Annotated in this window: 29 protein-coding genes; 23 read left to right on the plus strand and 6 right to left on the minus strand. The window is 36.1% G+C overall.

Annotation, left to right across the window (positions count from 1 at the left end; all coding sequences use genetic code 11):
• Positions 1-80 precede the first annotated feature (80 nt).
• Positions 81-1,292 (plus strand): MFS transporter, encoded by a 1,212-nt coding sequence (locus tag MHI34_RS08550; protein WP_342504334.1) that lies wholly within the window; start codon positions 81-83, stop codon positions 1,290-1,292.
• 101 nt (positions 1,293-1,393) lie between these two features.
• On the opposite strand, the gene MHI34_RS08555 is transcribed toward MHI34_RS08550, so the two are convergent.
• The gene (locus tag MHI34_RS08555) at positions 1,394-2,311 is read right to left on the minus strand and encodes an alpha/beta hydrolase (protein WP_342504335.1); all 918 of its coding nucleotides are present in this window, start codon (positions 2,309-2,311) and stop codon (positions 1,394-1,396) included.
• A gap of 164 nt (positions 2,312-2,475) precedes the next feature.
• Between MHI34_RS08555 and MHI34_RS08560 the strand changes: the two genes are divergently transcribed.
• From MHI34_RS08560 to MHI34_RS08595, 8 genes are all read left to right on the plus strand, one after another.
• Positions 2,476-3,021, plus strand: a complete 546-nt coding sequence (locus MHI34_RS08560; RefSeq protein ID WP_036128821.1) for a TetR/AcrR family transcriptional regulator — start codon at positions 2,476-2,478, stop codon at positions 3,019-3,021.
• A 178-nt stretch (positions 3,022-3,199) separates the two neighbouring features.
• The gene (locus tag MHI34_RS08565) at positions 3,200-3,733 is read left to right on the plus strand and encodes an RNA polymerase sigma factor (protein ID WP_036128819.1); all 534 of its coding nucleotides are present in this window, start codon (positions 3,200-3,202) and stop codon (positions 3,731-3,733) included.
• Complete coding sequence (locus MHI34_RS08570) at positions 3,720-5,363, plus strand: DUF4179 domain-containing protein (RefSeq protein ID WP_058845231.1); 1,644 nt, start codon at positions 3,720-3,722, stop codon at positions 5,361-5,363. Before MHI34_RS08565 ends, MHI34_RS08570 begins: the two co-directional genes overlap by 14 nt.
• 163 nt (positions 5,364-5,526) lie before the next feature.
• Positions 5,527-5,808 carry a transporter suffix domain-containing protein gene (locus MHI34_RS08575; RefSeq protein WP_036128815.1) on the plus strand — a complete coding sequence of 94 codons (282 nt, stop codon included), beginning with the start codon at positions 5,527-5,529 and terminating at the stop codon, positions 5,806-5,808.
• Positions 5,798-6,229: a MarR family transcriptional regulator gene (locus MHI34_RS08580; protein ID WP_036128813.1), complete on the plus strand. Its 432-nt coding sequence runs from the start codon at positions 5,798-5,800 to the stop codon at positions 6,227-6,229. Before MHI34_RS08575 ends, MHI34_RS08580 begins: the two co-directional genes overlap by 11 nt.
• Before the next feature lie 299 nt (positions 6,230-6,528).
• The gene (locus tag MHI34_RS08585; RefSeq protein WP_036128812.1) at positions 6,529-6,906 is read left to right on the plus strand and encodes a GntR family transcriptional regulator; all 378 of its coding nucleotides are present in this window, start codon (positions 6,529-6,531) and stop codon (positions 6,904-6,906) included.
• Positions 6,906-7,763 (plus strand): ABC transporter ATP-binding protein, encoded by an 858-nt coding sequence (locus tag MHI34_RS08590; RefSeq protein WP_342504336.1) that lies wholly within the window; start codon positions 6,906-6,908, stop codon positions 7,761-7,763. The genes MHI34_RS08585 and MHI34_RS08590 overlap by 1 nt, the downstream gene beginning before the upstream one ends.
• Positions 7,764-7,767: 4 nt before the next feature.
• Positions 7,768-8,382 carry an ABC-2 transporter permease gene (locus MHI34_RS08595; protein ID WP_036128808.1) on the plus strand — a complete coding sequence of 205 codons (615 nt, stop codon included), beginning with the start codon at positions 7,768-7,770 and terminating at the stop codon, positions 8,380-8,382.
• Positions 8,383-8,428: 46 nt separating this feature from the next.
• Here MHI34_RS08595 and MHI34_RS08600 read toward each other — a convergent pair whose 3' ends face one another.
• Positions 8,429-10,051: a hypothetical protein gene (locus tag MHI34_RS08600; RefSeq protein ID WP_058845233.1), complete on the minus strand. Its 1,623-nt coding sequence runs from the start codon at positions 10,049-10,051 to the stop codon at positions 8,429-8,431.
• Positions 10,048-10,830 (minus strand): ABC transporter ATP-binding protein, encoded by a 783-nt coding sequence (locus tag MHI34_RS08605; RefSeq protein ID WP_342504337.1) that lies wholly within the window; start codon positions 10,828-10,830, stop codon positions 10,048-10,050. The genes MHI34_RS08600 and MHI34_RS08605 overlap by 4 nt, the downstream gene beginning before the upstream one ends.
• A gap of 298 nt (positions 10,831-11,128) precedes the next feature.
• On the opposite strand from MHI34_RS08605, the gene MHI34_RS08610 reads away from it, so the two are divergent.
• Entirely contained in the window at positions 11,129-12,577 is a 1,449-nt protein-coding gene (locus tag MHI34_RS08610; RefSeq protein WP_036128802.1) for a PLP-dependent aminotransferase family protein, read from the plus strand.
• Between the two features lie 4 nt (positions 12,578-12,581).
• Entirely contained in the window at positions 12,582-13,490 is a 909-nt protein-coding gene (locus MHI34_RS08615) for a D-alanine--D-alanine ligase (protein ID WP_342504338.1), read from the plus strand.
• Positions 13,491-13,540: 50 nt separating this feature from the next.
• Here MHI34_RS08615 and MHI34_RS08620 read toward each other — a convergent pair whose 3' ends face one another.
• Positions 13,541-14,380, minus strand: coding sequence for a YitT family protein (locus MHI34_RS08620; protein ID WP_036128798.1), 840 nt, complete (start codon positions 14,378-14,380; stop codon positions 13,541-13,543).
• Positions 14,381-14,917: 537 nt separating this feature from the next.
• Here MHI34_RS08620 and MHI34_RS08625 point away from each other — a divergent pair.
• From MHI34_RS08625 to MHI34_RS08655, 7 genes are all read left to right on the plus strand, one after another.
• Entirely contained in the window at positions 14,918-16,366 is a 1,449-nt protein-coding gene (locus MHI34_RS08625) for an Msr family ABC-F type ribosomal protection protein (protein ID WP_058845236.1), read from the plus strand.
• A gap of 264 nt (positions 16,367-16,630) precedes the next feature.
• Positions 16,631-16,948: a hypothetical protein gene (locus tag MHI34_RS08630; protein WP_342504339.1), complete on the plus strand. Its 318-nt coding sequence runs from the start codon at positions 16,631-16,633 to the stop codon at positions 16,946-16,948.
• Positions 16,949-17,152: 204 nt separating this feature from the next.
• Positions 17,153-17,845, plus strand: coding sequence for a response regulator transcription factor (locus MHI34_RS08635; protein WP_036128792.1), 693 nt, complete (start codon positions 17,153-17,155; stop codon positions 17,843-17,845).
• The gene (locus MHI34_RS08640; RefSeq protein WP_058845238.1) at positions 17,838-18,986 is read left to right on the plus strand and encodes an ATP-binding protein; all 1,149 of its coding nucleotides are present in this window, start codon (positions 17,838-17,840) and stop codon (positions 18,984-18,986) included. The genes MHI34_RS08635 and MHI34_RS08640 overlap by 8 nt, the downstream gene beginning before the upstream one ends.
• A gap of 120 nt (positions 18,987-19,106) precedes the next feature.
• Positions 19,107-19,550, plus strand: a complete 444-nt coding sequence (locus MHI34_RS08645; protein WP_080717176.1) for an SRPBCC family protein — start codon at positions 19,107-19,109, stop codon at positions 19,548-19,550.
• A 538-nt stretch (positions 19,551-20,088) separates the two neighbouring features.
• Positions 20,089-20,607, plus strand: coding sequence for a DUF4303 domain-containing protein (locus MHI34_RS08650; RefSeq protein WP_342504458.1), 519 nt, complete (start codon positions 20,089-20,091; stop codon positions 20,605-20,607).
• Positions 20,608-20,620: 13 nt separating this feature from the next.
• Positions 20,621-21,742, plus strand: coding sequence for a serine hydrolase (locus MHI34_RS08655; protein ID WP_036128786.1), 1,122 nt, complete (start codon positions 20,621-20,623; stop codon positions 21,740-21,742).
• Positions 21,743-21,773: 31 nt separating this feature from the next.
• Here MHI34_RS08655 and MHI34_RS08660 read toward each other — a convergent pair whose 3' ends face one another.
• Complete coding sequence (locus tag MHI34_RS08660; protein WP_036128784.1) at positions 21,774-22,232, minus strand: SMI1/KNR4 family protein; 459 nt, start codon at positions 22,230-22,232, stop codon at positions 21,774-21,776.
• Positions 22,233-22,335: 103 nt separating this feature from the next.
• On the opposite strand from MHI34_RS08660, the gene MHI34_RS08665 reads away from it, so the two are divergent.
• Entirely contained in the window at positions 22,336-22,881 is a 546-nt protein-coding gene (locus MHI34_RS08665) for a cupin domain-containing protein (RefSeq protein WP_170829871.1), read from the plus strand.
• 102 nt (positions 22,882-22,983) lie between these two features.
• A complete protein-coding gene (locus tag MHI34_RS08670; RefSeq protein WP_036128781.1) occupies positions 22,984-23,403 on the plus strand; it encodes an Rrf2 family transcriptional regulator in 420 nt (139 codons plus the stop codon).
• A gap of 88 nt (positions 23,404-23,491) precedes the next feature.
• Here MHI34_RS08670 and MHI34_RS08675 read toward each other — a convergent pair whose 3' ends face one another.
• A complete protein-coding gene (locus tag MHI34_RS08675; protein WP_342504340.1) occupies positions 23,492-23,896 on the minus strand; it encodes a carboxymuconolactone decarboxylase family protein in 405 nt (134 codons plus the stop codon).
• 106 nt (positions 23,897-24,002) lie between these two features.
• On the opposite strand from MHI34_RS08675, the gene MHI34_RS08680 reads away from it, so the two are divergent.
• From MHI34_RS08680 to MHI34_RS08690, 3 genes are read left to right on the plus strand one after another with little or no spacing between them, the layout of a single operon-like run.
• Complete coding sequence (locus MHI34_RS08680; protein ID WP_036128778.1) at positions 24,003-24,422, plus strand: Lrp/AsnC family transcriptional regulator; 420 nt, start codon at positions 24,003-24,005, stop codon at positions 24,420-24,422.
• Positions 24,423-24,436: 14 nt separating this feature from the next.
• Positions 24,437-24,658 (plus strand): hypothetical protein, encoded by a 222-nt coding sequence (locus tag MHI34_RS08685; RefSeq protein ID WP_230593986.1) that lies wholly within the window; start codon positions 24,437-24,439, stop codon positions 24,656-24,658.
• Positions 24,649-24,900, plus strand: coding sequence for a GNAT family protein (locus MHI34_RS08690; RefSeq protein ID WP_230593984.1), 252 nt, complete (start codon positions 24,649-24,651; stop codon positions 24,898-24,900). The genes MHI34_RS08685 and MHI34_RS08690 overlap by 10 nt, the downstream gene beginning before the upstream one ends.
• The last annotated feature ends 9 nt before the right edge of the window (positions 24,901-24,909 follow it).

A 24,909-nucleotide genomic window follows, 5' to 3' on the forward strand; every position in this document is an offset into this window, starting at 1 on the left:
ATAGATATGATTGTCCAAAAGAATACTTTTGTGTAAAATATGATCAAAAAATCTATTTTTGAGAGCTAGAAGGGAGACCTATGCGCATTATTAGGAAATATCGTCTCATTCTGTTTGGCTTTGGTTTTTCATATTTAGGGAATTGGGTAAATCTTGTTGCGCTCAATTTATTAGTTTGGCATTTGACAGAGTCACCTACTGCCATGGCTAGTATATTTATTGTAGGGCCAATCGCTCGTATTTTAACCAGCTTTTTTGCAGGCTCTATTATTGATCGATCCAATAAACAAAAATTAATGATCTATAGTGACATCATTCGCGGGATACTGATTTTATTGTTACCATTTACGTCTTCTATTTGGCTTATTTATGGCGTATTATTTTTATCTAATATAGCGAGTAGCTTTTTTGGACCAAGTAGTACCTATTATATTTCAAAATATGTGCCAGACAAAGATAAACAATCCTTTAATGCCATTCTAGGAATATTTAGCTCAGGTTCATTTTTAATTGGGCCTGCACTGGCTGGGTTTATCATTGCTTTATCAGATGTATCCGTAGCAATTTGGTTTAATGCTTTAACGTTCTTTGTATGTGCATTGGTCATTTTCAAGCTTCCAGTAGTAGACGGTCGTCAGGACATGCACCGACAACGGCTTACCTGGCAGATGCTGAAAGAGGATTATGGTATTGTCTATGCCTATATTAAAAAGGAGCGAGCCTTTGCCAAAGTTTTTCTCTATTTTCAAGGTGCTTTAATGATTGCTTTTGCATTAGATTCACAGGAAGCTACATTTATTAAACAGAACTTACAAGCCTCAGATAGTCTATATGGTGTAATGGTTAGTATTGCAGGGATTGGGGCGATTATCGGTGGAGCAATGGCTGCTCGGTATGCTAAAAGGTTTTCAACTAGACAATATATTATTTATGGTCTGCTTTTGACAACGATTTGCTACACCTTATTTTATTTATCACCGAATGTAGCAATGGGGACCATTAGTTTTATTGCCTTAGGGATATGTATGTCATTTTGTAATGCGGGATACAGTACATTTTATCAATTGAGTGTGCCATCAGCCATTATGGGCCGCTTCGGCAGTGTTTCCACAATGGGCGTAAATATGCTACAGATTGTCTTTACGTTAGTTTTAGGCATATTAGCGGACTGGCTTTCGCTACAGTTAGTATGTATTGTATTTGGTATCTTAGCTATTTTTATTTCTCTACTTTTATATGTATTTATGCATTCAAAGTCTGCCTATGAAGGTTTGAAGGAAGAGATTGTTTAGAATGTAATCCCTGCGTTTTAATGATAGATGAACCGAACATTGAATAGGAGCACTTTTGATAGTACTTACTATAGAGAGTTCGGTTCAACTAATAGCTTTAGTTAAAGATACTCATTATAGAATGTGGCTAATTTTTCAACAGCAATTTGAACAGGTTCTGGTTGATCGTATAAATCATAGTGACTTGCCCCTTCAACGACAAGTAAATCTTTATTCTGTGAAGCTGCTCTTTTATATAGCTCATGACCATCTTTATATGACCCGAATGCCCCTTGTACACTACCAATAATAATTTGTAACGGCTGAGTTAGTAATTCCTCAACTAAATGAAAAGCATCAAAACCAATGACAGATCCCATACTTGTAAAGTTTAACTTATTCGGAGAGTTTGGACTTTGACCTCTTGGGGTTGTGTAATAATCAACTGCTTCTATAATATCAATATCAGTAATCCCAGCTTGCTCTAGCGTTGCTTGGTTTTTAGGAATCCAATTTGTTATCATGGACTCGGCGCCCCGAGCTTCAGCAGTACGCTGTTGACCGATTGCCTCTAACGCTTTAATAGGATCACTTTCACGATTTAATCGACCAATATTTGCACCAACGACTGTACCAACCGCTTTAATGCGGCGTTCTGTCATTGCTGCATTCACTGCATAACCTCCTCCAGCACAAACCCCTAAGACACCAATACGGTTTTTATCTACATACGCAAGTGTAGTCAAGTAATCTACCGCACAACGAATATCTTCAACACGTGTAGCTGGTTCTTCTATATATCGAGGCTCTCCTTCACTTTCTCCTTGATAGGAGGCATCAAATGCAATTGTGACATAGCCTAACTCTGCTAGCTTCTCAGCATAGAGACCTGCTGTTTGATCTTTACAGCTACTACCTGGATGTACACAAACGATGGCAGGGTTTGATTCCTTTTCGTTAGCTTTCCCCGATAAGTATAAAATACCAGCAAGCTTTATTCCCCTTGCATTGAATCTTACATTATTCTTTGTAACTGTCATATGAAGACCACCTTTATACGTTTTATATACACTTGTGAGTTTTATTACACTCGTGTATATTTATAATAATAAAGACAGGTAGTCACAACAATGACCATATTCAAGCAATTGTGTGTTATGACACATAAAATGAAAACTGTGTATTAAAACGTGGAGGTTTTAACGTGGAAAAAATGGATAGAAGAAAAACGAAATCTCAACAGGCGATACAATCCTCATTTTTAGCAATGTTGATAAATGAAGGTTTTGATGATATTACTGTAAAAAATATAAGTGAAAAAGCGGACATCGGAAGAAAAACATTTTATCTTCATTACACAGATAAATATGATTTATTAGACAAAATTGTTGAGGATCATTTAGCATGTCTGAGAGAAATATGTGATCAGAAGAAAGAGAAGGGCTTTATAGAAGGAACCGTTATATGGTTTACCTACTTTCAGCAGCACAAGCTTTTTTTTGCATCGTTATTTAGAAGTGAAAGTACACTCTCATTTCGAAAAAAATTATTAGTCTTTATTATGGGAGAAATCGATAAGAAATTAGATGTAAATGCTCCTTCAAATCAGGGGATTGATAAACATATTATCTTAAAGTTTTTAGGAACAGCTGTCTTAGGTGTTTTAGAGTCTTATGTTTTAGAAGAGGTCGATGGTGATATCGAATTAGTAGCAAAACAAGTAGGAAGATTAGTGAAAAGAAATTTATAAATGCCTGTTTCACTGTTCAAAAAAGAAACAATGCAAGTAGATAAACCCTGCTCTTTCATTAGAGCAGGGTTATCGTGTTGGATCTTTAAAGTGAAGTAACGACTTTTTCCAAAAAGATGAACCTTTTCTAGTAGTCATTTGTTTATAAAGTAGAACAATCAGAAAGGAGTGCCTTAGATTGACAGAACGTGAATTATTCGATGCATACAACAAAGATGTCTACCGTACCTGCTATTACATGCTACGGAACACCCAAGATGCAGAGGACCTCTGCCATGACGTATTTGTCACCGTTTTTCGTCAAGATTGGAGGGATGTTGAGCATACGCGTGCTTGGATTTTACGAATTGCAATGAATCAATGCTTAAATATGCTTAAAAGAAAACAGGCACAGTTAAAAAAACAAAGTCAGATTCTATTGCTTCATGAGCAAACTACAGAATCAGTTAAATCTGTAGACACCATTGTATTGGAAAAGGTAGCGGAGGAAGAATGGGAGGGGCTATTTAAGCAATTACCTGAAAAATTAATGGCTGTCGTCACCCTTCGCTATATCGGTGAGCTATCGTTAGCTGAAATTGCTGAAGCTCTAGGGATTCCAGTGGGTACAGTGAAATCGAGACTTCATAAGGCATTGAAAATAATGCGCAAAAAGTTGGAACAAAATCAAAACCTATCGTTGAAGGGAGAGAAACAATTTGGAACGCATTGAAAAGAAGCTTAACAATGAAATGAAGGCAGACCATAACATGTCGTATCCTGACTTTGATCAAATGTGGAATAGTATCCAGCAGGATAAGTTAAAGATTGCAGATGAACCCATCGAACTTCGACCTCGTAAAAGAAAAAGATTTGTTTTGGTTGCGGGACTAGCTGTCGCTTTAATGGCTACACCCGTCTATGCAGCACTGAATTATGATTGGTCCAATATTCTTTCTTATAGAGCTGGTATTCAGTCTGCATTAGAACAAGGCTTAGGGCAGACGATTGAACAATCTGTTACGAAGGAAGGGTTCACGCTAACTGTACATACAGCGTTTATCGATGATAACAGAACATTTCTGCTATATAGTTTGAAACCTGAAGCATCTTGGGATGGAAAGAATGTGAGCTTTGATCAAATTGGACTTCAAGATTCTAATGGCGATTTTATTAAAGGGAATTACTCACATCGATGGAATGAAGATCTTGGTCTTTTCCAAGGGTATTTTGAGACAGACTGGGTAGCAGATGATCAGAAATCGGACATTAAATTTTTAATGAAGAACATTCATTCCATAGGTGATGAAGAACTGCCTATTCCTTACAACCCTAATGACTCTCATACGCAGAATTTCGCTATTCAAAAGGATGGAATCGGCAATGTAATTCTACAAACCTTTGAACAATCAGAAGGGAAAGTAATGCTTCAGTCAGCGGTTAAATTTACAGATTCTGAAATGAAGAACAAATGGGTACGTATCAAGGCTATTGATGATAAAAATCAGCCTATTAAAGAAGAGGAAACACCTGTATTTGGAACTCCTGGTGCAACAGGTGAATACTTTAGTCAGCAAATTTTCACATCACACAACTTACGAGCGAAAGGTACAAAGTTCCAACTAACTTATGAACATACATTAAATATTGCAAAGGATAGTTGGAATATAGAGATGAAGTTATCCAAAGAAGAATTGAAGAAGGGGTCATTTAAAAAAGTAGTCAATATTCCTTTAGAAAATGCATCTGAGGGGATAAAAATTCATGAAATGAAAGTTACTCCAACACAAGTACGTTTAATACTGACACATAAGGAGAAATATGCATATATTCCTTACATTGATTATCAGCTGGATATTGGAGGAGTATTTTTGGATGGAGGGAGATGGGATATAGAAAAAGATCCGTATAAAACAGAGCTTCGTTTTGAATTGACGGGAGTGGATGTGTCCTCGTTGTCGAATCAATCTGTGACATTGGTAGCTAAACATCGTGTTGATGTAAAAGACGGTGATCAACAACCGATTCGGTTAACTGACATATCAGAGAAACCTCAAAGTAAGACATCTACGATTGGAGAGTATTCAATAACGTGGACTTACTATAAGAAAGATAGCAACCTCTACGTTGAATCCTTTAGCACTGATCCTACATTTGGTGGTGTCTCTCAAACCTATTATCTAGATCATAAAGATCGTAACTATGGAATGCCTCTGATTGCTAAAATACTTGGTAATGGGAATAATAAGCACGTGGATGAGTATAAGAACTTCAAGGATAAAGAGCTCGATATTTATATTTGGAAATATACTACGAATGATCCAGATGCAGAGCTACGTGTGCCGCTTACATCTGGGAAATAATAAATACTTAAAGTATGATAGTCTAACCCCATCTATTTGGCTCATCAGTATTCAAATAGATAGGGGTTTTTATTTTCTTGTAAAGATAAAACGGCTTTACATAAAAATAAATTTATCATATAGTTTAGTTAACTTAAATAAATTATTGTACAGGAGAAGACATATGACCTCTAATGAAAAAACACAAAAATCCTTTGCTTATAAGCTTGGAATAGGCATTATTATTTTTTCCCTTTCACTGTGGTTAATCCCAATCATTACACCATTCACACCGATACCTACAAAAGTAAAAGCAGGTATAATACCAGGAAGTATTATAGTTGCTGAAATCATGTTTTGGCTGGGTGCTTTACTTGTTGGGAAAGAAGTAGCGAACAAATTTAAAAGCTATCTAAATCCTAAAAAATGGCGTGAAAAAGGTGATACTCAAAAAAATGAAGACTAACAATGTAGCGGAGCAAATTAATCAAACGATAGAAGATATTTGGATCATCCTTGAGAAAATGGAAAGGGCCTATACTAAATTCTCCTTAAATAATCAGCAATATGTTCTTTTAACATTAGTGATTCGACATCCATCCTGCTCACCTTCGGAACTAGCTGAAAAAATGGCAATTACGAAAAGTGCAGTGAGTCAGCAGTTAGCAAAGCTTGAAAAGGATGGCTACATTACAAAAAAGCAGCATGTTGAAGATAAGCGAGCATTTTCTATAGAATTAGGTGAAAAGGGATTACTTTATCAACAAGAAGTGGAAGCATTTAACCAACAGATTACTGAAAAATACCATGCCTATTTATCATCTGACGAGCTAGCCGAAATGTTAGACACTCTTGAAAAATTAAACATAATACTGCATAAATTTTAGTGAAATGTTACATTTTAACACCCGTGTTTATAGTAACCCTTAATATTAAAGGGGGAATAAACATGACCATTAGTCTTCATGAAATCTTTTTAGCAGATGAGAAGACGAGGAAGAAATGAAAGCATTTATATTTTAAGTTTTAGGGCATATAGTCATTCATTAGGCTATATGCTTTTTTGGTGTTTGCAGGTAACTATCTTCTCAGGTTAACTAAAAGGAAATTTTTACTTGCAAATAACTGTAAATGTGTATATATTGTATATAAAGTATATATACAATATTTCAAAAGAGGTATTTGCATGCAAATTATTATTTCTAACAGTTCAAAAGAGCCTATTTATGAACAAATATATGCACAAATCAAAAAACGAATCTTAACGGGTGAATTACAAGAGGGCCAACCATTACCCTCCATGCGTCAACTAGCAAAAGATTTGGAAATTAGTGTCATCACAACAAAGCGTGCTTATGAAGAACTTGAAAAAAACGGCTTTATTTACTCTATTGTTGGGAAAGGCTCGTTCATCTCTGAACAAAATACAGAAATGATGAAGGAAAGAAAAATGAAGGCCATTGAGGAAAAGTTGTTGGTGGCGATTCAAAATGCGAAGGAAATGAATATTAGCTTAATAGAGTTAAAGGAAATGCTTACTTTATTGTATACGGAGGATGAGTGATGGAAAATGTTATTGAATTACAGCATATACAAAAATCCTTTAATGGATTTGAAATAAAGGATCTTTCGATCAAAGTTAAAAAGGGTTTTGTGACAGGGTTTATTGGTGGAAATGGGGCAGGAAAATCGACGACGATTAAAATGATTATGAATTTAATGCAGCAGGATAGCGGGACTATTTCTATTTTTGGTAAGCACTATAAGGGAAACGAAAAGGAAATAAAAGAACGCATCGGTTTTGTCTATGATGACAATATTTTTTATGAAAATATTACACTAAAGGATATGAAAAGGATCATTAAACCAGCTTATAAAAACTGGGATGAAAAAACATTTCAACATTATATTAATCAGTTTGAACTGCCATTGAACAAAAATATGAAGACATTCTCAAAGGGGATGAAGATGAAGGCATCATTAGCCATGGCTTTAGCCCATCATGCTGAATTAATCATTATGGATGAGCCAACATCAGGTCTTGATCCTATATTTCGTAGAGAGCTTCTAAATATTTTACATGAGTTAATGCAAGATGAGCACAAAACTATATTTTTCTCTACACATATTACAACAGATTTAGATCGTATTGCAGATTATATTACCTTTATTCATAATGGCGAGCATATCTTCACGAAGGAGTTTTATAAAATTGAAGAGGATTACGCTATCGTCAAGGGAACGCTTGAGCTATTAGATCGTGAAACAGAGCAGGAGTTCTTGGCCATTCGCAAAACAAACAGAGGTTTTGAAGCACTAACAGCTCATAAACATAGAGTGGCCACAATATTTGGTGATGCCGTTGTTGTCGAAAAACCTACGCTTGAAGACATTATGTATTATACAAAAAAGGAGAGATAAGGATATGGTGAACCTTATTCTGAAGGATATTTTAATTCAAAAAAACATGCTCATCATTTACATAGCTACTATTATACTTTACTTATTGGTCAGTGTTTCTCCAGTATTTATCGTATTTGTTTATAGTATTGTTTTTATTATGAATGCATTTTCCAGTGATGAAAAAGATAATGCTAATATTTTACTGAATTCATTACCCTATACAAGGAAGGAAATTGTTAGTTCAAAATATATTGGGGCATTCATTTTTACAGGGTTATTTATGTGCTATACGTATCTGCTCGACTTTCTTTTGAACGGGCAAGAAGTATTAGTACTGTGGAAAGAAATACTACTAATTATGGGATTAGTCATGATTGCGATGTCATTTATTCTGCCGATATCCTATCAATTTAAAACAAAGCACTTAGCTATTGTTAGTGTAACTTTATTTGGAATTTATATGGTGATGGTAAATTATTTTGTTCCGGACTTTAATAATCAAGTAAGAGCCCTTGTACAAAAATTTATGGCGGTACAGGAACTACAACTATATCTCATTGCAACAGTCATCATTATTATCTTATATACGGGGTCATGGTTACTGTCTATACGTATTTATGAGCGAAAGGCTTTTTAATGAAAAAACGGCTGAATCCTATTAAGGGACTCAAGCCGTTTTGTAGTTATTTTTCCGATTTAAAAACCAGCTTCCATATCACGATATTGATGAGGAGAAGCACAATGAAATATACAGTAGAGCCGAATGGTACCTGACTAGCAATTAAATAATGTAGACCTGCCAGCATACCTAAAGGGATGAATAACAACATAGTTTTCCAGCCTTGAGCATCTCCAACTTCATCATATGGTTTAGTAAAAGGTATTTTATTGCTCATCGTGACGAAACAAATAATAGTATACAACCAGCTTGTTACTAAAACTACTAGTAAATCTGGGATAATTCGAATGCCGTAAATATAGCTAAAGATTACACTTAGTACTAAAAATAACGGAATATACAATTTGATTAAAAATGCCTTCAAGCTACCTTTTTGTAAGTCTGTATAATCTTTAAGCGGGAGTGTTTTATAAATCCACGCCGCTTTATATTTAGCAGAGTGACCAAGAAAAAGCACAGCAGAAGGAATAATGAGCATACTAAAGTAAATATTTAAGTAACTCATACTAAGAGCATAATCAACTTCTTCGGACCTATTAAACGTAAACATGAAAATAAAAGGAATAATAAATGAAAAACCTAAAGACGGATAGACCTTTAGCTTAAACTCTCGCTCCTGCTTCATCATAAGAGTGGCAAAGCGATAGAAAGCTCGTTCTTCATGTGTGCTACACACGAGTGTTAATAGAAGGGACTTAAGTCGGTTGTTCTTCTCTTTTTTTGATTTACTTGTACTAAGTAGCTTTTGAAGATTGCGTTCAAAGGTTGGAATGAGCTTGATGTAGATTCCTATTGAGATTATAGGAATAATCAGTGCTAAAATACTGTAGATGACTGTTAATAAGGATGTATCACCATGTAGTATTAATTCATATGGAGCGGCAAACCACATCGGTACAAGGAAGAGGCTCCACCAATGAAATGTTACGGTCATATTTAAATCGACGAATTCAAAGGATCGAATAAGAACCTGATAGCCAATCATCAGCATGAGTGACAAAGCAATTTGTACATAGTTAATCATATCCTTCAGTTTTTCGCCATCAAAGAAGCGTAAAATAGCAATATACAAAATGGCTGTGAATGCCACAATCAGTAAATTCATGAGTAGAATCTCAAGACCCGTTAAAATAAAAAATACAATTCCTTGAGTAAAAAGGCTGACTATCAGTGGGATAGCTGTTAAGGCAAGTGTTAAATAAGATAAGTAAATAAAAATATGCATAAATTTAGCTGCATTGATTGTTTTAGCTGAAATAGGCTTGGTTGAAAGTATGCTTTTATCCCGTACATCTAAAAGTACAGAAGAAAAATCAGAAATCAGGGATGTCATAATTAAAAATATGATCATGGCATAGGCAATACTCAGTTGAAAAAGAAAGTTTTCACCAAATCCCATAAGTGGGATGAGTACAAGTCCAAATAAAACATAAATCCACAATGATTTAATATAGCCGTATTTTTGGTTCTCTTTCTTTTTATTCTGATTAAATATTGTTGGTACTTTACGTTCATCCATCGTTAATTTAATATGAAGGATTTTTCTCATCACGTCATAATCAATGCCCATTTTTACAAAGAGCAGTCGGAATTTATCAAGCAATTGTAGCGTTTTGAAATCTGTCATGATTGAACTCCTCGGACGATGGACACAAATTTCTCTCCGATTTCCTGATGCTCATGAAATCCAGTTAACTGGTTAAAAATTCTTTCTAATGTTCCTTCGGTATTATCTGCTTGTAGTTGGGCAAATGTTCCGTCTGCTGCAATTTTTCCTTCATACAGAAGAATGATACGGCTACTGATTTTTTCAACCACATCCATAATATGAGATGAGTAAAATATGGTTTTTCCGTTGGCAGCCAGCTGCGTTAAAATTTCTTTAAAAATCATGACACTGTTTGCATCTAAGCCATTGATAGGTTCGTCTAAAAATAGTAGGTCTGGATTATGTATAAGGCTTGCAATGATGAGTAGTTTTTGGCGCATACCCTTTGAATAGGAGGAAATTCTAGAATGGTATGCTTCACCAACCCCGAATAATTCCATTAGTGATTTGGATTTGTCAGCCGCCTCTTCTAGCTCTAAACCATAAAGCTGTCCAATAAAGGTTAAATACTCATAGCCTGTTAAATTGTCATAAACATCAGCGATTTCGGGAACGTAGCCAATTTTTCGTTTATAATCAATATGATCTTGCCCTATGCTTTTTCCAAAGAGCTTAATTTCTCCGCCATAATCACCTTCTAGCCCTAGAATAAGTTTTACAGTCGTACTTTTACCAGCGCCATTAGGACCAATGTAACCGATGATTTCCCCTCTAGCTGCATGAAGGTCAATCCCCTTCAAGATTTCCTTGTTTCCATAACTCTTCGTTAAATTCGTAATCGTTAAAATTTCATCCATTTCATAGCTCCTTTCTAATTTTTGAAAAATTACCCATAAATACACTATAGCATAATAAACAGGAGGTTATTCCTCTTGTTAAAATGAAAACAGTTCGTTTCTAGCTTTGTCTAACTGTATATGATAAATTTTAAACTCCTATATTTCATGCTACATAGCGTAGGGCTTTTTTGATATACACACCATACTATTGAAATATGATAGAAAGAGGAACAACCACTCTAACTGGAAATTACATATTAGGTGGACCTTTTAGGTTGGCAAGGGTTATGAAAAAATGAAGCAAGGGGGTTAGGAAGTGTTTAGTGATTTTAAGCTTATGGATGAACGTCCGGTTTATGTGCAATTGAAGGATTATGTTCAAGATATGATTGTCAAAGGGCATCTGTTAGAACATCAAAAGCTTCCATCTACCCGTGAACTTAGTAAGCTATTATCAATCAGTAGAAATACGGTCTTGAACGCATATGCCGAATTAGAGCTAGATGGCATCATCTATGCAAAGAAGGGAATAGGGCATTTTGTAGGGAAGGTCACGCCATTGAAAACAGCGTCTATTGAAATGGACTGGAAGCAAAGGCTGAATGCAACCACTTTATTAGCAGATGAAATTGATTTATTACGACAAGATATACAGTGGCAAAAAGGAATGATCTCCTTCACTAGTATTGCCCCGGAAGAAAAGCTTTTTGATGTTGAAAATTTCAAAAGGGCGTTTCTTACAAGAATGTCGATTGAAGGAGATGTTGTCTTAAACTATGGCTATGCAAAGGGCTATAAGCCTTTAATTGACTATCTTCTCAGTTATATGGAATTGAAGGGTGTAGACATTTCTAATAAAGATATTGTCATTACAAATGGTTTTACAGAGGGGCTAGATATTTTATTGTCCTCTTTAGCTAAAAAATCAGGGCGTGTGCTATGTGAAAATCCTACACACCACGCAGCATTAAAGCTTTTCCGTTTGCATGGGTTAGAGATACATGGCATTGATATGAAAGATGATGGCATTGATATGGATCAGGTGGAAAAAGCCTTAGCAGCAAAAGAATTTGATTTTGCCTATCTCATTCCGTCTTATCATAATCCTACTGGAATTGTTACTTCCTCAGAAAAACGGAATGCTATTTTTCAGCTTTTTGCAAAATATCAAATTCCCGTCGTAGAGGATGGCTTTAATGAGGAATTAAGGTATTTAAGCGCTCATTTGGCGCCGCTGATCGCTTTTAGTGGTAAAGGTAATAACATTGTCTATATTGGCAGCTTTTCTAAAATACTTTTCCCAGGCTTACGTGTTGGCTGGATTTTAGCAGATAAGGCGTTAATCGACTGCTTAGAAAGCATGAAAAGAGCTCGAACGATTCATACGTCAACACTCGATCAGGCGGTATTATATCAATATTTGCAGGATGGCTATTTTGAAAAATATTTAAAGAAGGCAAGGTCTGTCTATAAAAAAAAATATGAGCTTGCTCGTCAAGCCTGTATGCAATTCATTCCGTTTAGTAGAATCACAGGAGATGGTGGGCTCCATCTTTTTATAGAGCTAGAAGAGGGAATTGATGCACGTCTGCTACTGGAGAAGTGCTATGACAAGGGCGTAGTGTTTTACCCAGGAGATGTATTTTTCACAAATGGGAAAGGCAGTAATACATTTCGTTTAGGTTTTTCTCGTTTAGCAGATGACGATATTGTTCGTGGTATTCAAATCATAGGTGATACATTGAAAAATGATATGAGGGGTTGAGAAAATGAAGGTTGGCGTAATTATGGGAGGTACTTCCTCTGAAAAGGAGGTTTCCATTATGACAGGTAAAGAAATGGTCGCTCAATTAGATACGCAAAAATATGAGGTTGTTGCCATTACTTTAGATGACAACAAAGAGGTAATTGATAAGGTGCGTGGCATTGATGTCGCTTTGTTAGCACTGCATGGAAAGTTTGGGGAGGATGGTACGATTCAAGGGGTACTAGAAACATTGGGTATTCCTTATACAGGAAGTGGTCTTCTAGCAAGTAGCTTGTGCATGGATAAAAATATGGCTAAAAAAATATTGCGATATGAAGGTGTCGCAACACCAGATTGGATACATCTCATCAAAGGAGAGGAGCTGCCCTTACAGGATATAGAACTTATTGGTTATCCGCTTGTAGTGAAACCAAATGCTGGTGGCTCTAGTGTAGGTGTTCAAATTGTCCATAATCAGAGTGCCTTATTGACTGCTGTAGCAGAGGTATTTAGGTGGGATAACGAAATCATTATTGAGCAGTACTTGATTGGTGACGAAATTACATGCCCAATCCTCAATGAGAAGCTTTTGCCAGTCCTTTCAATCAAACATACGGCAGTATTTTTTGACTACCAGGCGAAATATGATGATGCTTCTACAATAGAGGAGCCTGTGGAACTCCCACTTGCGATTCATGATCGTGTGGCAAAAGCTGCGATGCTAAGCTACAAGACTTTAAGATGCAGTGTTTATGCTAGAGTAGATATGTTAATTAAGGATGGCGTCCCTTATGTGTTAGAGGTTAATACATTGCCTGGGATGACGCAAAATAGCCTTCTACCAAAAAGTGCACTGGCTGCTGGCATCAGTTATCCAGCACTATTGGACAGTATTATTGAAAGCTCCTTACAGATCGATAGAAATAGGTAAATAGAAAAAACACCTTTTTGTTGTAACTTACAAAAGGTGTTTTGACTGTCTTAAGATTTTGCTAGTTCAATAAAGCCTTCTCCAAAAACGTCCCTTACATCATGAATGGCAATAAAGGCATCTTTATCGACTTCTTTGACGATTTTTTTGAGCTTCACAACTTCTTGTTTACTAATGACGATATACAGAATTTCTTTTTGTTCCTTTGTATAATAGCCATGACCTGAAAGAACAGTAACTCCACGGTTCATATAAGCAGTCACCTGTCCAGCAATGTCTTCTGGTTTCTTTGAGATAATGGTAACAGCTTTTTTAGGGTTAACGCCCTCAATCACAAATTCCATCACCTTTGTACCAACATAGAGCATAATAATCGTTAGCATTAATGCCTCTGCACCGATGATAAAATAAGATGAAAAAGCAACAATTAAATCAAAGAATAAAAGTCCATAGCTAATACTCCAGCCAAGGTATTTGTTGGTAATCCTAGCTAAAATCGTAGAACCCGCTGTTGTACCACCAACTCTAATAATTAAGCCGATACCAACCCCGGCAAATACGCCACCAAAAATCGTATTTACGATAATCTCATCTGAGGAAATAGACCAAGATTCTGTTAAATGTAAGAATAAAGAATGGAAAGAGACCGCAATGATAGTATAGATTGTTGTTTGTCTATTTAGGAATTTATAGCCAACCATTAGTAAAGCTGCATTCATGATAAAGCTGACAATACTCGGAGACCATCCGAAAAGATAATAGGCAATAATTGTTAAGCCAGTTACGCCGCCTTCACCCAAATCATTCGGAATGACAAATAAGTTAACTGCAAGGGCAAAGAGCAGTGATCCAAGCATAATCATTAAAATATCCATTACGTATTTTTTCATTCACATAACACCACCATATCAATTTAGATTTTTTCTTAAATCCATACTATATCAGGTTTTCACCAAATGATATACTTTTTGTAATGTTCATTTATGATATATCGACCTTTTTTTGTATGTCTTTAGTCTGGGAGACCTTGACTAATTGGGAAAAATATTTATAATAATCATAACACTTTTAAGGAGGATTAAAAAAATGGGCTATTCAATGAGACTACGTTTTACCGTTTTGAACCAATAACTGAATAGGGTCAATAACTCTGTTTGTGAAACCAGAGTATACGGGATAGTCTGTCCTTTTTTAATCATCTTTCATAACACAACAAAGGGAGCTCACGCCTTTATTTAGTGAGACAACTTTCCTAATATATCTCAGTTACTTAGATCACAGGCACATTGTCTGTGTTTTTTATTTACCCAATAAGGGGGAAGGTAGAATGCATATGCTATTATTCTTTTGATACGGGCTTTAACTAAAAGCTCGTATCGATACCATAGCTATCGATACGAAATGATTTATTTTCGGGAGGTAGCAATATGGAGAAAATTTGCTTTGAATTAGAGCATGTAATCGTAAATTATTTAGATAAAGAAATTTTAAACATTGAAAAATTAGCTATTCACCAATTCGATCGGATCGGCATCGTTGGGAAAAATGGTGCTGGAAAAAGTACATTAATGAAGTTACTTGCTAGCAAAATTCAGCCGACGAGTGGGATGTTAAAGAGTCATGTTCATTTTGGATATTTTGAACAAATGGAAGCACCAACGTTCGTAGAGGTAGAGGCACAGTTATTAGGAAAATTAGCTGTTCCTCCATATTCTGAAGGACTAAGTGGTGGGGAGCAAACGAGATTGAAGTTAGCACAATTACTTTCTTCTTATGAGGAAGCACTGCTCATTGATGAACCAACAACACATTTAGATCAAGAGGGTATTTCGTTTTTACTGGATGAATTGCGTTATTATTATGGAGCGCTTGTACTAATTAGCCATGATCGTGCTGTACTAGATGAATTGGTCACAACGATCTGGGAGGTTGATGGGGGCAGAATAAATATTTATTCTGGAAATTATAGTAATTATGCTCAGCAAAAGCAGGTAGAGCGAGATCAACAAAGTCAGGCGCATGACTTATACTTGAAGGAAAGAAGTCGTCTTGAACAAGCTGTTGATAAAAAAATGAGAAAAGCTGAAAAAATTACCCAAGCAGGGAGCATGTCAAAAAGAGAAGCTCATGCAAAACCGAATCGTATGTTTATGACAAAGTCCAAAGGTACGAGTCAAAAAAGCGTACAACGTGCAGCCAAAGCGATAGAACATCGAATAGAGAAGCTTCAGAAAGTAGATGCGGTACAGGTAGAGAGAAAAATAGTTTTTCGACAATCGAAAGCTTTGGAACTACACAATAAATTTCCGATTATGGCAGAGCAATTCACTTTACACGTACCAGGGAAACTACTATTGAATAAAGTGAACTTCCAAATACCATTAGGTAAAAAGATTGCGCTTGCAGGTAGTAACGGTTGTGGAAAAAGTACATTACTACAACATATTGCAAACTATGGGGATGGGTTAACCATTTCCCCTAAGGCCAAAATAGGCTATTTTCATCAGATGAGCTACCAATTTAAAAGTGAGGAAACGGTCCTCCAATTTTTAAAAAATCGCTCTGATTACGATGAGGGTTTTCTACGAAGTGTTCTAAATTCCATGCAGTTTGTAGGAAATGATATACAAAAAAGTGTGAAGTTATTAAGCGGTGGTGAAGCGATACGACTCCAGCTTTGTTATCTGTTTTTGGGGAACTTTAATATACTGTTACTGGATGAGCCAACCAACTTCTTAGATATTCAAGCATTAGAGGCGCTAGAGCAATTTATAATGGCTTATGAGGGAACAATCATCTTCGTGACACATGATAAGAATTTTATCGCAAATGTAGCAGATTTACAGTTTACTATAGAAAGTAATAAAATATTTTAAATGGGAAGGTGCGATTCTATCAGTAGGAGAATCGCACCTTTTTTTATTGAATTTATATTCATAAGAAGAGTATATAAAGCGTCAATACACTATAAAAAGGAATGATGATCGATATTCAAAACAAATGTGTCAGCGAAATTTTGAACATTATAGGAATGTAAAAGAAATCATCGATTATTATAAAATCTAACCTTCCTCTAACCTAGCAATCAATATACTTGGTCTGTAACCATTGTTACAAATCATTTTCTTGGAGGGATATTTATGAAATTAAGAGCATTAGGGGTAGGAACACTAGCATTAGGTTTATTAACAGGTGGTTTTTCATTTTCTGCATTAGCTTCTTCAAATGATGAGAATGAAAAAGGGGCACAATCAATCAAGGCTGATGTGAAGATACTTAAGCCTGGGGAGAAAAAGGAGGTTCCTAAAGGCTTGTTAATGAAAAAAACAAAAGTAGATGAAAAAGAATCAGTCAAAGTGAGCGTAAAAACCTTTGAACCTGGTGAAATGCCAGCTATTCCTGAGGGTGCTGTGATGATGACAACTACAATAGTTGATAACGGGGAAAAGGATAAGTAATGAAAGGAAGCTTGTTTTGATCTTTCAAAATAAGCTTCTTACTATGTAAAGGTAAAAGAGACAAGTGTTAGTTGACTTAAATTATTTTAAAAGCTCATTCAAGTAGGCTATTCTAGTACAAAGGGGTAGGACTTGTTTGTTAGCAAAATTTATGAAACTCACGGGTCGTTAAAAAAGTCTGATTTTTAAAGGTGGATAGAACGAATGAAACTTTTATTGGTCGAAGATGAGGCTGTCTTATCCAGGATCATCTCTAAAGGGTTAAAGAAATCTGGCTATGCCGTTGATACAGCTTTTGATGGTAAGGAAGCATTAGAATTATTCGAAATCAATGAATATGACCTTATTATATTGGACTTAAACCTACCCAAAATGGATGGCATAGAGGTGTTAGAGCAGATTCGAGTTCAGAGCGAGGATGTGAAAATACTTATCCTTTCAGCACGTTCAGCTATTCATGATAAAATATTGGGTCTTGATTGTGGAGCCAATGATTATTTAATAAAGCCCTTTGATTTTCAAGAGTTGGATGCGCGTATACGCAACTTATTAAGGCGGTCTTTTAGTCAAAAAAGCGCCATTATATCTTTTGAAAATATAACACTTGATAGCTCAAAGAAAATAGTTTTAGTGGATGGTGAGATGATACATGTTACCAAAAAGGAATATGCTATTCTAGAATATCTCATGCTACATCAAAATAAAGTCATTAGCTCAGAGGAGTTGATAGAGCATGTATGGGACAGTGAAACGGATTTATTTTCAAATTCACTCAAGTTCCATATCCATTCATTACGAAAAAAAATGGCAGATGTTTTGGGGGAAATAGAAGTGATTCAGACAATCCGAGGACAAGGTTATATCATTGCAGAAAATGATAGAGGTTCATATGAATAACTTAACATTAAGAATGAGGCTGACCCTTTTAACTGGCTGTATTTTTGTGGTGGTTACAATTTTGTTAACGTTCCTATCCATTTATAGTGCCGAGGAAAAAATTGTTCAACCTATTACGACAACGATACTCAATCAAGAAAATAGGCTTCACAAAGAAATCATAGATGAGGCGACAGTAGAAACCAAGATGAATCATGATATTGTTGCTCAGATAAAGATTACGGATGTAAGAGAAGCGAAAAAGAAATTTATCAATCAGAGTGTCATATGGATGTTAATTATTATTGTAGCAGGGATAGCTACCATTTATGTAGTGGCTGGTCGGGCTTTAAAGCCAGTTCATGATCTTAGTCAAAAAATCGGAAATATAAGCGAACATAATTTAGCTCAACGTATCGAACATATTTCTACAAAAGATGAAATAGGGGATCTTACAGCTTCATTTAATCACATGCTAGATCGACTAGAAAAATCGTTTCTGTACCAAAAGAGCTTTGCCGCAAATGCAGCACATGAATTGAAAACACCACTAACAACCATGAAGGCAGGTATCCAGGTTTTAAAACTGGAAAAATCACCAACAGTAGAAGATTATAAGGAAAATTTAGAGGTGACAGAGCAAGGCACACAAAGGCTCATCCAGGTTGTGAACGATCTGTTAACATTAGCTTATGAGCAAACGGAACATTTTTCTGATGATATTGAGCTCAAAGCAATGTTAGACACGATTACACAAGAATTACAGCCTTTATGTATAGAAAAAAATATCGCTATTTCTGTAGATATTGATGTGAAAACGATAACGGGAAATCAAACATTACTCTATAGAGTTTTTTCTAATATGATTGAAAATGCGATTAAGTACAACCACAAGAATGGAATGGTTGAAGTTCGTGGACAGGTTAAGAATGGAGCTACTCATATTACAATTACAGATTCAGGAATTGGGATACCAAATGATCAGCTACACTATATTTTTGAGCCGTTTTACCGTGTCGATCACTCCCGAGCCCGTGAGTTGGGTGGCTCTGGGTTAGGTTTATCTATTGTCAGAACCATCGTTGAAAAGCATCATGGGAAAGTAAACGTCCAAAGTACATTAAATGTCGGTACAACATTTGAGATCATTTTACCAATATAAAAGTGTGATTTTACCATTAGGGGAATCACACTTTTTTAGTTAATTTTTATTATTAGAGAGGTAAAAGGGAAAATTTGGCGAAGAATGTGTAGATAAATATTACAAAAAGGATGATGATCGATGATGAATACGGATGTGACGACGAAATTAAAAATCAGGCAGCCAGTCCATAAAGTTTTTGAAGCCATTATTTCTCCTACTGAAATTGGGCATTATTGGTTCTCTGATAGCTCTGAAAGATGGGGAGCGGGTAAAAGGATTACGCTTAGATATGATGAGTATCATGCTGAGGGTGTAATCACTGTGCTGGAAATGGAGGCTAATGAAAAAATTATGTTTGTATGGGGTGAAGAGCATGGTGAAGTGACGATGGTTACCATCACTCTTGAAGAATTACAAGGCGAAACCATTATTACTGTAGTAGAGTCAGGGTTTAATGCCCATGACCCAGAGATTATGGCAAAAATGATGGGGCAAAAAGAGGGTTGGGTTTATATGTTAACATGCCTCAAAGGATATTTAGAAAATGGCATTAGCAGTTTAAGAGCTTCGTTAATTCATTAGTGTATGTAGCTTACAATGCAATGACCTTAAACTTTATTAAATGCTGCTACCACTATAGGAGAGATGAGTCTTGGGAGTGGAGTTGCAGGAAAACTAGTGGGAGCATCTTATTCAAAAACCTATAGATACTTCTGAACAGAATTGGTAGGTGATTTTTTGGATAAGAAAATGTTTTCAAGTTGTATAATTGTTATCGCTGTTATTTCGTTATTTAGTCCAACAATTATTTCTACTTTAATGCGACAACAAAGTACAATACTTAATACTCATTATTACATTCAATACATTGCTAATTTGGTTAGTTTCCATCTAAGTTTATTCTTTTTGGCTTCATTAGCATTAGTCTTATTTCTCAAGAAGGGTCGATGACTAAATTGAAACATTTAAAACCACCTAAATGAAGATTAGAGATGGTTTTTTGTGTCTTACTATCAAATTGAAAAAGGTGCTATCCGTCGATAACACGTTCTATATACCTAAAGCAAGTTAAAGGAGATATTCATAGTTATGATGCCTACCGGAGACTTCAGTAGAGGAAATTGTTAATGCTGCAAGAAAATCATTTCTGAATTTATTTAAAAATGGTGAGCGGGACTATTACTGTACGCTATATACAACTGGCGAAGGGCATGCTCCGAACGTTTCAGCTTGGTCGTGGGAAGCATTGGAGCGGGAAGCTACTAAACAGGCAAGAAATAGCAACAACTCTCAATCTGAAAAGGCTGCTCTTATCAAATGGTCTTATGCAGATTCTCCTTATTGTTGCTTCGGTGAAGAGTATTTTACAAATGTATGTCAGTACTTGAATGACCGACCTAATATCAATGTCCTTGGGGGTGAAAAATGGCAGCAAGAATTGACATTCCGGCTAACAGCAATGGAATTAGCCATGAAAAAGCTTGATGAGGAGGGACTATTTGCCTTGAATCAAACAAGAGACGCTATTTGTATACTCGTGGAAGTGATGCCCCCAGATGAAGTAAACATAGAAATAGCGTTGCAATTAAACCAGTCGTCTACAGCATTGCAGCAATGGTTGGTGGAAGCAGACGAGTGATGGAGGGATGAAAGTGAAAAAATTATATTGGATGATGGGTGGCATTTTAATTTGTGCAGGGTTAGTAATAGGTATTGTCTTTTGGAAGTTTCAAAAAGAGATTAAGAAGGACGACCCAGAATATATTGTTCAATTTATAAAGGAACATAGAGCTGATAAAAATGTTTCCGTAGCCATTCAACGCAATCAACAATATTGGGTGGAATTAAACACTAAGGAACAGCTGCCATTAGCAAGTACAGTTAAAATCATCGTCGCTATAGCCTATGCACAGCAAGCAGCAGAGGGTCGCATTAATCCTCAGCAACAGGTTGATCTAAAGGAGTTAGAGGTATTTTATATTCCTAAAACGGATGGAGGTGCACATGAAGCATGGTTAGCGCAGTTAAACCTTCAGGGTGTGGATCATGTGCCTTTAAGTGAAGTCGCAAGTGGTATGATTGCTTATAGTTCCAATGCGAATACGGAATATTTAATGCATGTATTAGGTTTTCAAGCGATTAATGATGTGCTTACACAGCTACATGTAGAGGATCATGAACCATTATATCCAATCGTCAGTGCACTCCATATCCCGGTTCAAGTCTTGAAAGAAAAAAATTTAACGAAAAAAGAAACATTAGCGGCTTTGCAAGAAATGGATATGGCTGAATATCGTGAGCGTGCATCGTCTATTCACGCCAGTTGGATAGAGCAACCTTTGACTTACGAGGAGAAAGCAGAGGCACAAAAACTGCTCAATATGGATTTTCAAAAGATATGGTCTGACCGTTTAATAAGGGCCACTACAAACGATTACATCTCTATTTTAGAAAAATTGAATAATAAAAATTTCTTCAGTGCAGAGGTACATAAATACTTAGATCCCGTAATGGAACAGTTGATGCAGAATCCTAAAAATCAAGAATGGCTAACACATGCAGGTCAAAAGGGTGGATCGACTGCATTTGTCTTAACACTAGCAGCCTATGCGGAAGATAAAGAAGGGAATCAAACGGAAATTGCCCTTTTTGCTAACGACTTAAATACAATGGAACAAATTAAACTATCTAATAGTATGAATAGTTTTCAATTGAAATTTCTGACAGATGATAAGTTTCGCAAGCGTCTTAAAAGGGAGTTTTCTGAGTTGTGAGTTGCCTCTATAGATATGGCAACTCACACTATTAGCTCCGTTCATCCATTAGTTTTTCGAGAAACTTTGAGAAAGTAGAAGCATATTCATAAATCATGTCATTCAATAAGTCAAAGCACATAACTGAAAACTCACCATGTTCATCTTTTGATGATGTATTAAAAAAATATAGTTCGTCTGCGTCTGGAACAAATAAATCTAACCTATTCGGATATTGTTTACACCAATCCTTGTCAGCCAAGTTAAGACGATGTATATAAAGAATATCTGTATGATCGATGTCTCTGTATGCTGGTTGACCGATTGTGAGAATAGATCCACCATTCAGTTGCCCATTGCCATAATTTTTTAACCACCAGCAATAGGATGGTGGTAAGCTGAACCCTAATTCAACTTCAGCTTCTACAATCCAATCATCTTCAACATCATGTCCAGGAAACCATTTAATCGCCGTAGTACTTGCTAGCATTTCTGCTAATCTAGCGTACATGGCAGCTACCTCCAATCTGTTTATAAATAGCACTCCATTAATAATTCAACGTGCAAACGGAGTACCTTCTTTCATTCAACTGCATAATATAGCGTTATCATGTATGAGAGGATTGAGTTACATGTACCACCCTTATTACGGTAATTATCTACTGTATAATTACGGTTATCAACCTGTTTATTGGGCCTATCCAAATCAGGAAGAACGAGTGCCAAGAAGTAATGTCCAGAATGATTTTGGATCAGGACCATTCGTTGTCAACATTGAAGAGACTACAAAGCACAACAAAAATTATCGAACAGTACTATGGACAGGGCCACACTTACAAGTAACTGTGATGAGCCTTAACGTTGGGGAAGATATTGGCTTAGAAGTACACCCTCACGTCGATCAATTTATTTGTATTGAGGAAGGGCATGGCGTTACACAGATGGGACCAAGTAAAGATTATTTAAACTTCCAAAGACACGTGTCTGAAGATATGGCCATTATGGTGCCAGCAGGGACATGGCATAATGTTACGAATATAGGCAATAAACCGCTAAAGCTTTACACAATTTATGCACCACCAAACCATCCATTTGGAACTGTTCATACGACAAAGGCTGATGCCATGGCTGAAGAAGAAGGCTATGGGCAGCGTGAATAAGAAATCATAAAGCGTGTTTTTCTGCAAAACATGCTTTTTTCTTGATATATGGTAGAATGTGTTTTAATTACAGATAGTAATAGTCCTGAATGGAGGTGATTAATGATGAAATATTCAAAAGCAACAAATTATGCGTTACATACGATGGTGTTTTTAACGCTCAATCCTAAAGGGAAATCAATGAGCGTAGAGTCTCTAGCAGAAATGCAGAAATTATCACCAACCTATCTTTCGAAAATATTAACAAAGCTTGTGAAGGCAGGTTTAATTGAGTCGAATCCAGGTGTCAACGGTGGTTACCGTATTTCTAAGCGTCCACAAGAAATTTCTTTCTTAGATGTGATTTATGCGATTGAAGGACAAACCTCATTATTTAGTTGTGCTTCAGACCATGAAGATGTCTTTCATCATCAAGGCTGTCTCATTGAACAAGTGATGGTGGATGCTGAGAATAATATGAAAGAGGAGCTTAGTAAGCAATTTATTATAGATATAGCTAATAAAATCGATTTAGATGGATAGCATGCATAAAGCGGTGGATACAGCACTAAATGTGATGGATAGAACGTTCAAATTGGTGGATAGGAACTAGGGAAGACCCCTAGTTCCGTTATTTTAATTGCATAAGAGCACCAAAATATTGCTGTGCTGTCGCGAAGCAAATAAATGCTAGTAGCTCGCTAATCTCGGCTGCTGTTAAATAATCCTTTAATACAGCTGTGGCATTGGCCGCAGTGTGACCTTTTGAAGCTAAGAATGCTTCTGCAAAACCTGTACATACGGCTGTTTTCTCATCATAGTATTGTGGATCTGGTTTGCCTTTTGCCTTACAATACTGACAGCCATTTTTTTGAGCTAATGTTTTTCGAACCTCTTCTTTTAATGAAGCGGATAGATGCCCGTCTTTTTCGAGTACCTCCCCCAACTGTTGCCAGTGCAGCTGAATTCCCTCGTTATAGCCTAATAGTTGTTGAAATGGCGTTAAGCCCTTGTCGTGTAAATGAATAAGTGTCATCAAACATCCCTCCTTTCATTAGTGTAAAATATGAATAACGAAGTTAACATGCGAATTCGAAGGAAATTATAATCGTTTCCTTTTAAAAAGAAGGGGTATTGCCATAATGGATTTCATTAATGAAAGGATACTGAAAGAATTAAAGGAGGATAGTCGTATTTCTATGAGTGAATTAGGGAGACGAGTACATTTATCGGCACCAGCTGTTCGTGAAAGAGTACGGCAATTAGAGGAACAGGAAGTCATAAAAAAATATACTTTGGCTATTAATAAAAAGGCATTAGGCTATCCAGTTGAGGCTATCATTGAGGCGACAATAAAAAACAACCGCTATGCAGATTTTAAAGATCTTATTAAGACGTATACAACGATAGATTTTTGTTATCGAATATCAGGTGAGGCATGTTTTTTATTAAAAGGGCATTTTCAAACTTTTTCTGATGTTGAGCAGTTTATTGATGTATTACAGCCATATGCACATACAAAAACCAATTTTATTTTTTCTGATATATGTGAGGACATTTAAGAAAGGAGCTATTAATGGAATTCAAATTATTTGAAGAAGAAATTGATGATTTAGTACAGTTACTCACTCAAAATAAATGGTTGTATCACACGAATCCACTGGTAAAAGAAGAGTCCATTCGAGCTGCATATGTGGAGGGTTACTATAAGAACGATCGTGAAACACATTGGCTACTTGAGGAAGGGGAAAAAGTCGGGATTCTTTTTATTCATGTGGAAGTAAGGATATGGTGTTAAAGCACTTCATTGATCTATTTGGCGAAAAAGGTAAGATTCGTATTGAGGGCTATACTAGAGCCGATAATATGGGGATGCGAAAATGCTTTAGTAAGGCTGGCTTTGTGAACGAGGGCTATTTAAGAAATGCTTGGGAAAATGAGGACGGTACCGTGACAGATAGTATTGTCTATAGTGCTATTAAAGATGATTGGATTACAGGGAACTCAACACCAATAAAAATGGATGAAGTCCCATTTTAAAGTGTTTGA

The organism is Lysinibacillus sp. FSL L8-0126 (genome assembly GCF_038630385.1).
Classification (GTDB): Bacteria; Bacillota; Bacilli; order Bacillales_A; family Planococcaceae; genus Lysinibacillus; species Lysinibacillus fusiformis_D.

Coding starts and splice junctions, on each gene's coding strand:
- MHI34_RS08550 (WP_342504334.1), top strand. CDS start 81: ATGCGCATTATTAGGAAATATCGTCTCATTCTGTTTGGCTTTGGTTTT.
- MHI34_RS08555 (WP_342504335.1), bottom strand. CDS start 2,311: ATGACAGTTACAAAGAATAATGTAAGATTCAATGCAAGGGGAATAAAG.
- MHI34_RS08575 (WP_036128815.1), top strand. CDS start 5,527: ATGACCTCTAATGAAAAAACACAAAAATCCTTTGCTTATAAGCTTGGA.
- MHI34_RS08580 (WP_036128813.1), top strand. CDS start 5,798: ATGAAGACTAACAATGTAGCGGAGCAAATTAATCAAACGATAGAAGAT.
- MHI34_RS08585 (WP_036128812.1), top strand. CDS start 6,529: ATGCAAATTATTATTTCTAACAGTTCAAAAGAGCCTATTTATGAACAA.
- MHI34_RS08590 (WP_342504336.1), top strand. CDS start 6,906: ATGGAAAATGTTATTGAATTACAGCATATACAAAAATCCTTTAATGGA.
- MHI34_RS08595 (WP_036128808.1), top strand. CDS start 7,768: ATGGTGAACCTTATTCTGAAGGATATTTTAATTCAAAAAAACATGCTC.
- MHI34_RS08600 (WP_058845233.1), bottom strand. CDS start 10,051: ATGACAGATTTCAAAACGCTACAATTGCTTGATAAATTCCGACTGCTC.
- MHI34_RS08605 (WP_342504337.1), bottom strand. CDS start 10,830: ATGGATGAAATTTTAACGATTACGAATTTAACGAAGAGTTATGGAAAC.
- MHI34_RS08615 (WP_342504338.1), top strand. CDS start 12,582: ATGAAGGTTGGCGTAATTATGGGAGGTACTTCCTCTGAAAAGGAGGTT.
- MHI34_RS08620 (WP_036128798.1), bottom strand. CDS start 14,380: ATGAAAAAATACGTAATGGATATTTTAATGATTATGCTTGGATCACTG.
- MHI34_RS08625 (WP_058845236.1), top strand. CDS start 14,918: ATGGAGAAAATTTGCTTTGAATTAGAGCATGTAATCGTAAATTATTTA.
- MHI34_RS08630 (WP_342504339.1), top strand. CDS start 16,631: ATGAAATTAAGAGCATTAGGGGTAGGAACACTAGCATTAGGTTTATTA.
- MHI34_RS08635 (WP_036128792.1), top strand. CDS start 17,153: ATGAAACTTTTATTGGTCGAAGATGAGGCTGTCTTATCCAGGATCATC.
- MHI34_RS08640 (WP_058845238.1), top strand. CDS start 17,838: ATGAATAACTTAACATTAAGAATGAGGCTGACCCTTTTAACTGGCTGT.
- MHI34_RS08645 (WP_080717176.1), top strand. CDS start 19,107: ATGATGAATACGGATGTGACGACGAAATTAAAAATCAGGCAGCCAGTC.
- MHI34_RS08660 (WP_036128784.1), bottom strand. CDS start 22,232: ATGTACGCTAGATTAGCAGAAATGCTAGCAAGTACTACGGCGATTAAA.
- MHI34_RS08665 (WP_170829871.1), top strand. CDS start 22,336: ATGAGAGGATTGAGTTACATGTACCACCCTTATTACGGTAATTATCTA.
- MHI34_RS08670 (WP_036128781.1), top strand. CDS start 22,984: ATGATGAAATATTCAAAAGCAACAAATTATGCGTTACATACGATGGTG.
- MHI34_RS08675 (WP_342504340.1), bottom strand. CDS start 23,896: ATGACACTTATTCATTTACACGACAAGGGCTTAACGCCATTTCAACAA.
- MHI34_RS08680 (WP_036128778.1), top strand. CDS start 24,003: ATGGATTTCATTAATGAAAGGATACTGAAAGAATTAAAGGAGGATAGT.
- MHI34_RS08685 (WP_230593986.1), top strand. CDS start 24,437: ATGGAATTCAAATTATTTGAAGAAGAAATTGATGATTTAGTACAGTTA.
- MHI34_RS08690 (WP_230593984.1), top strand. CDS start 24,649: ATGGTGTTAAAGCACTTCATTGATCTATTTGGCGAAAAAGGTAAGATT.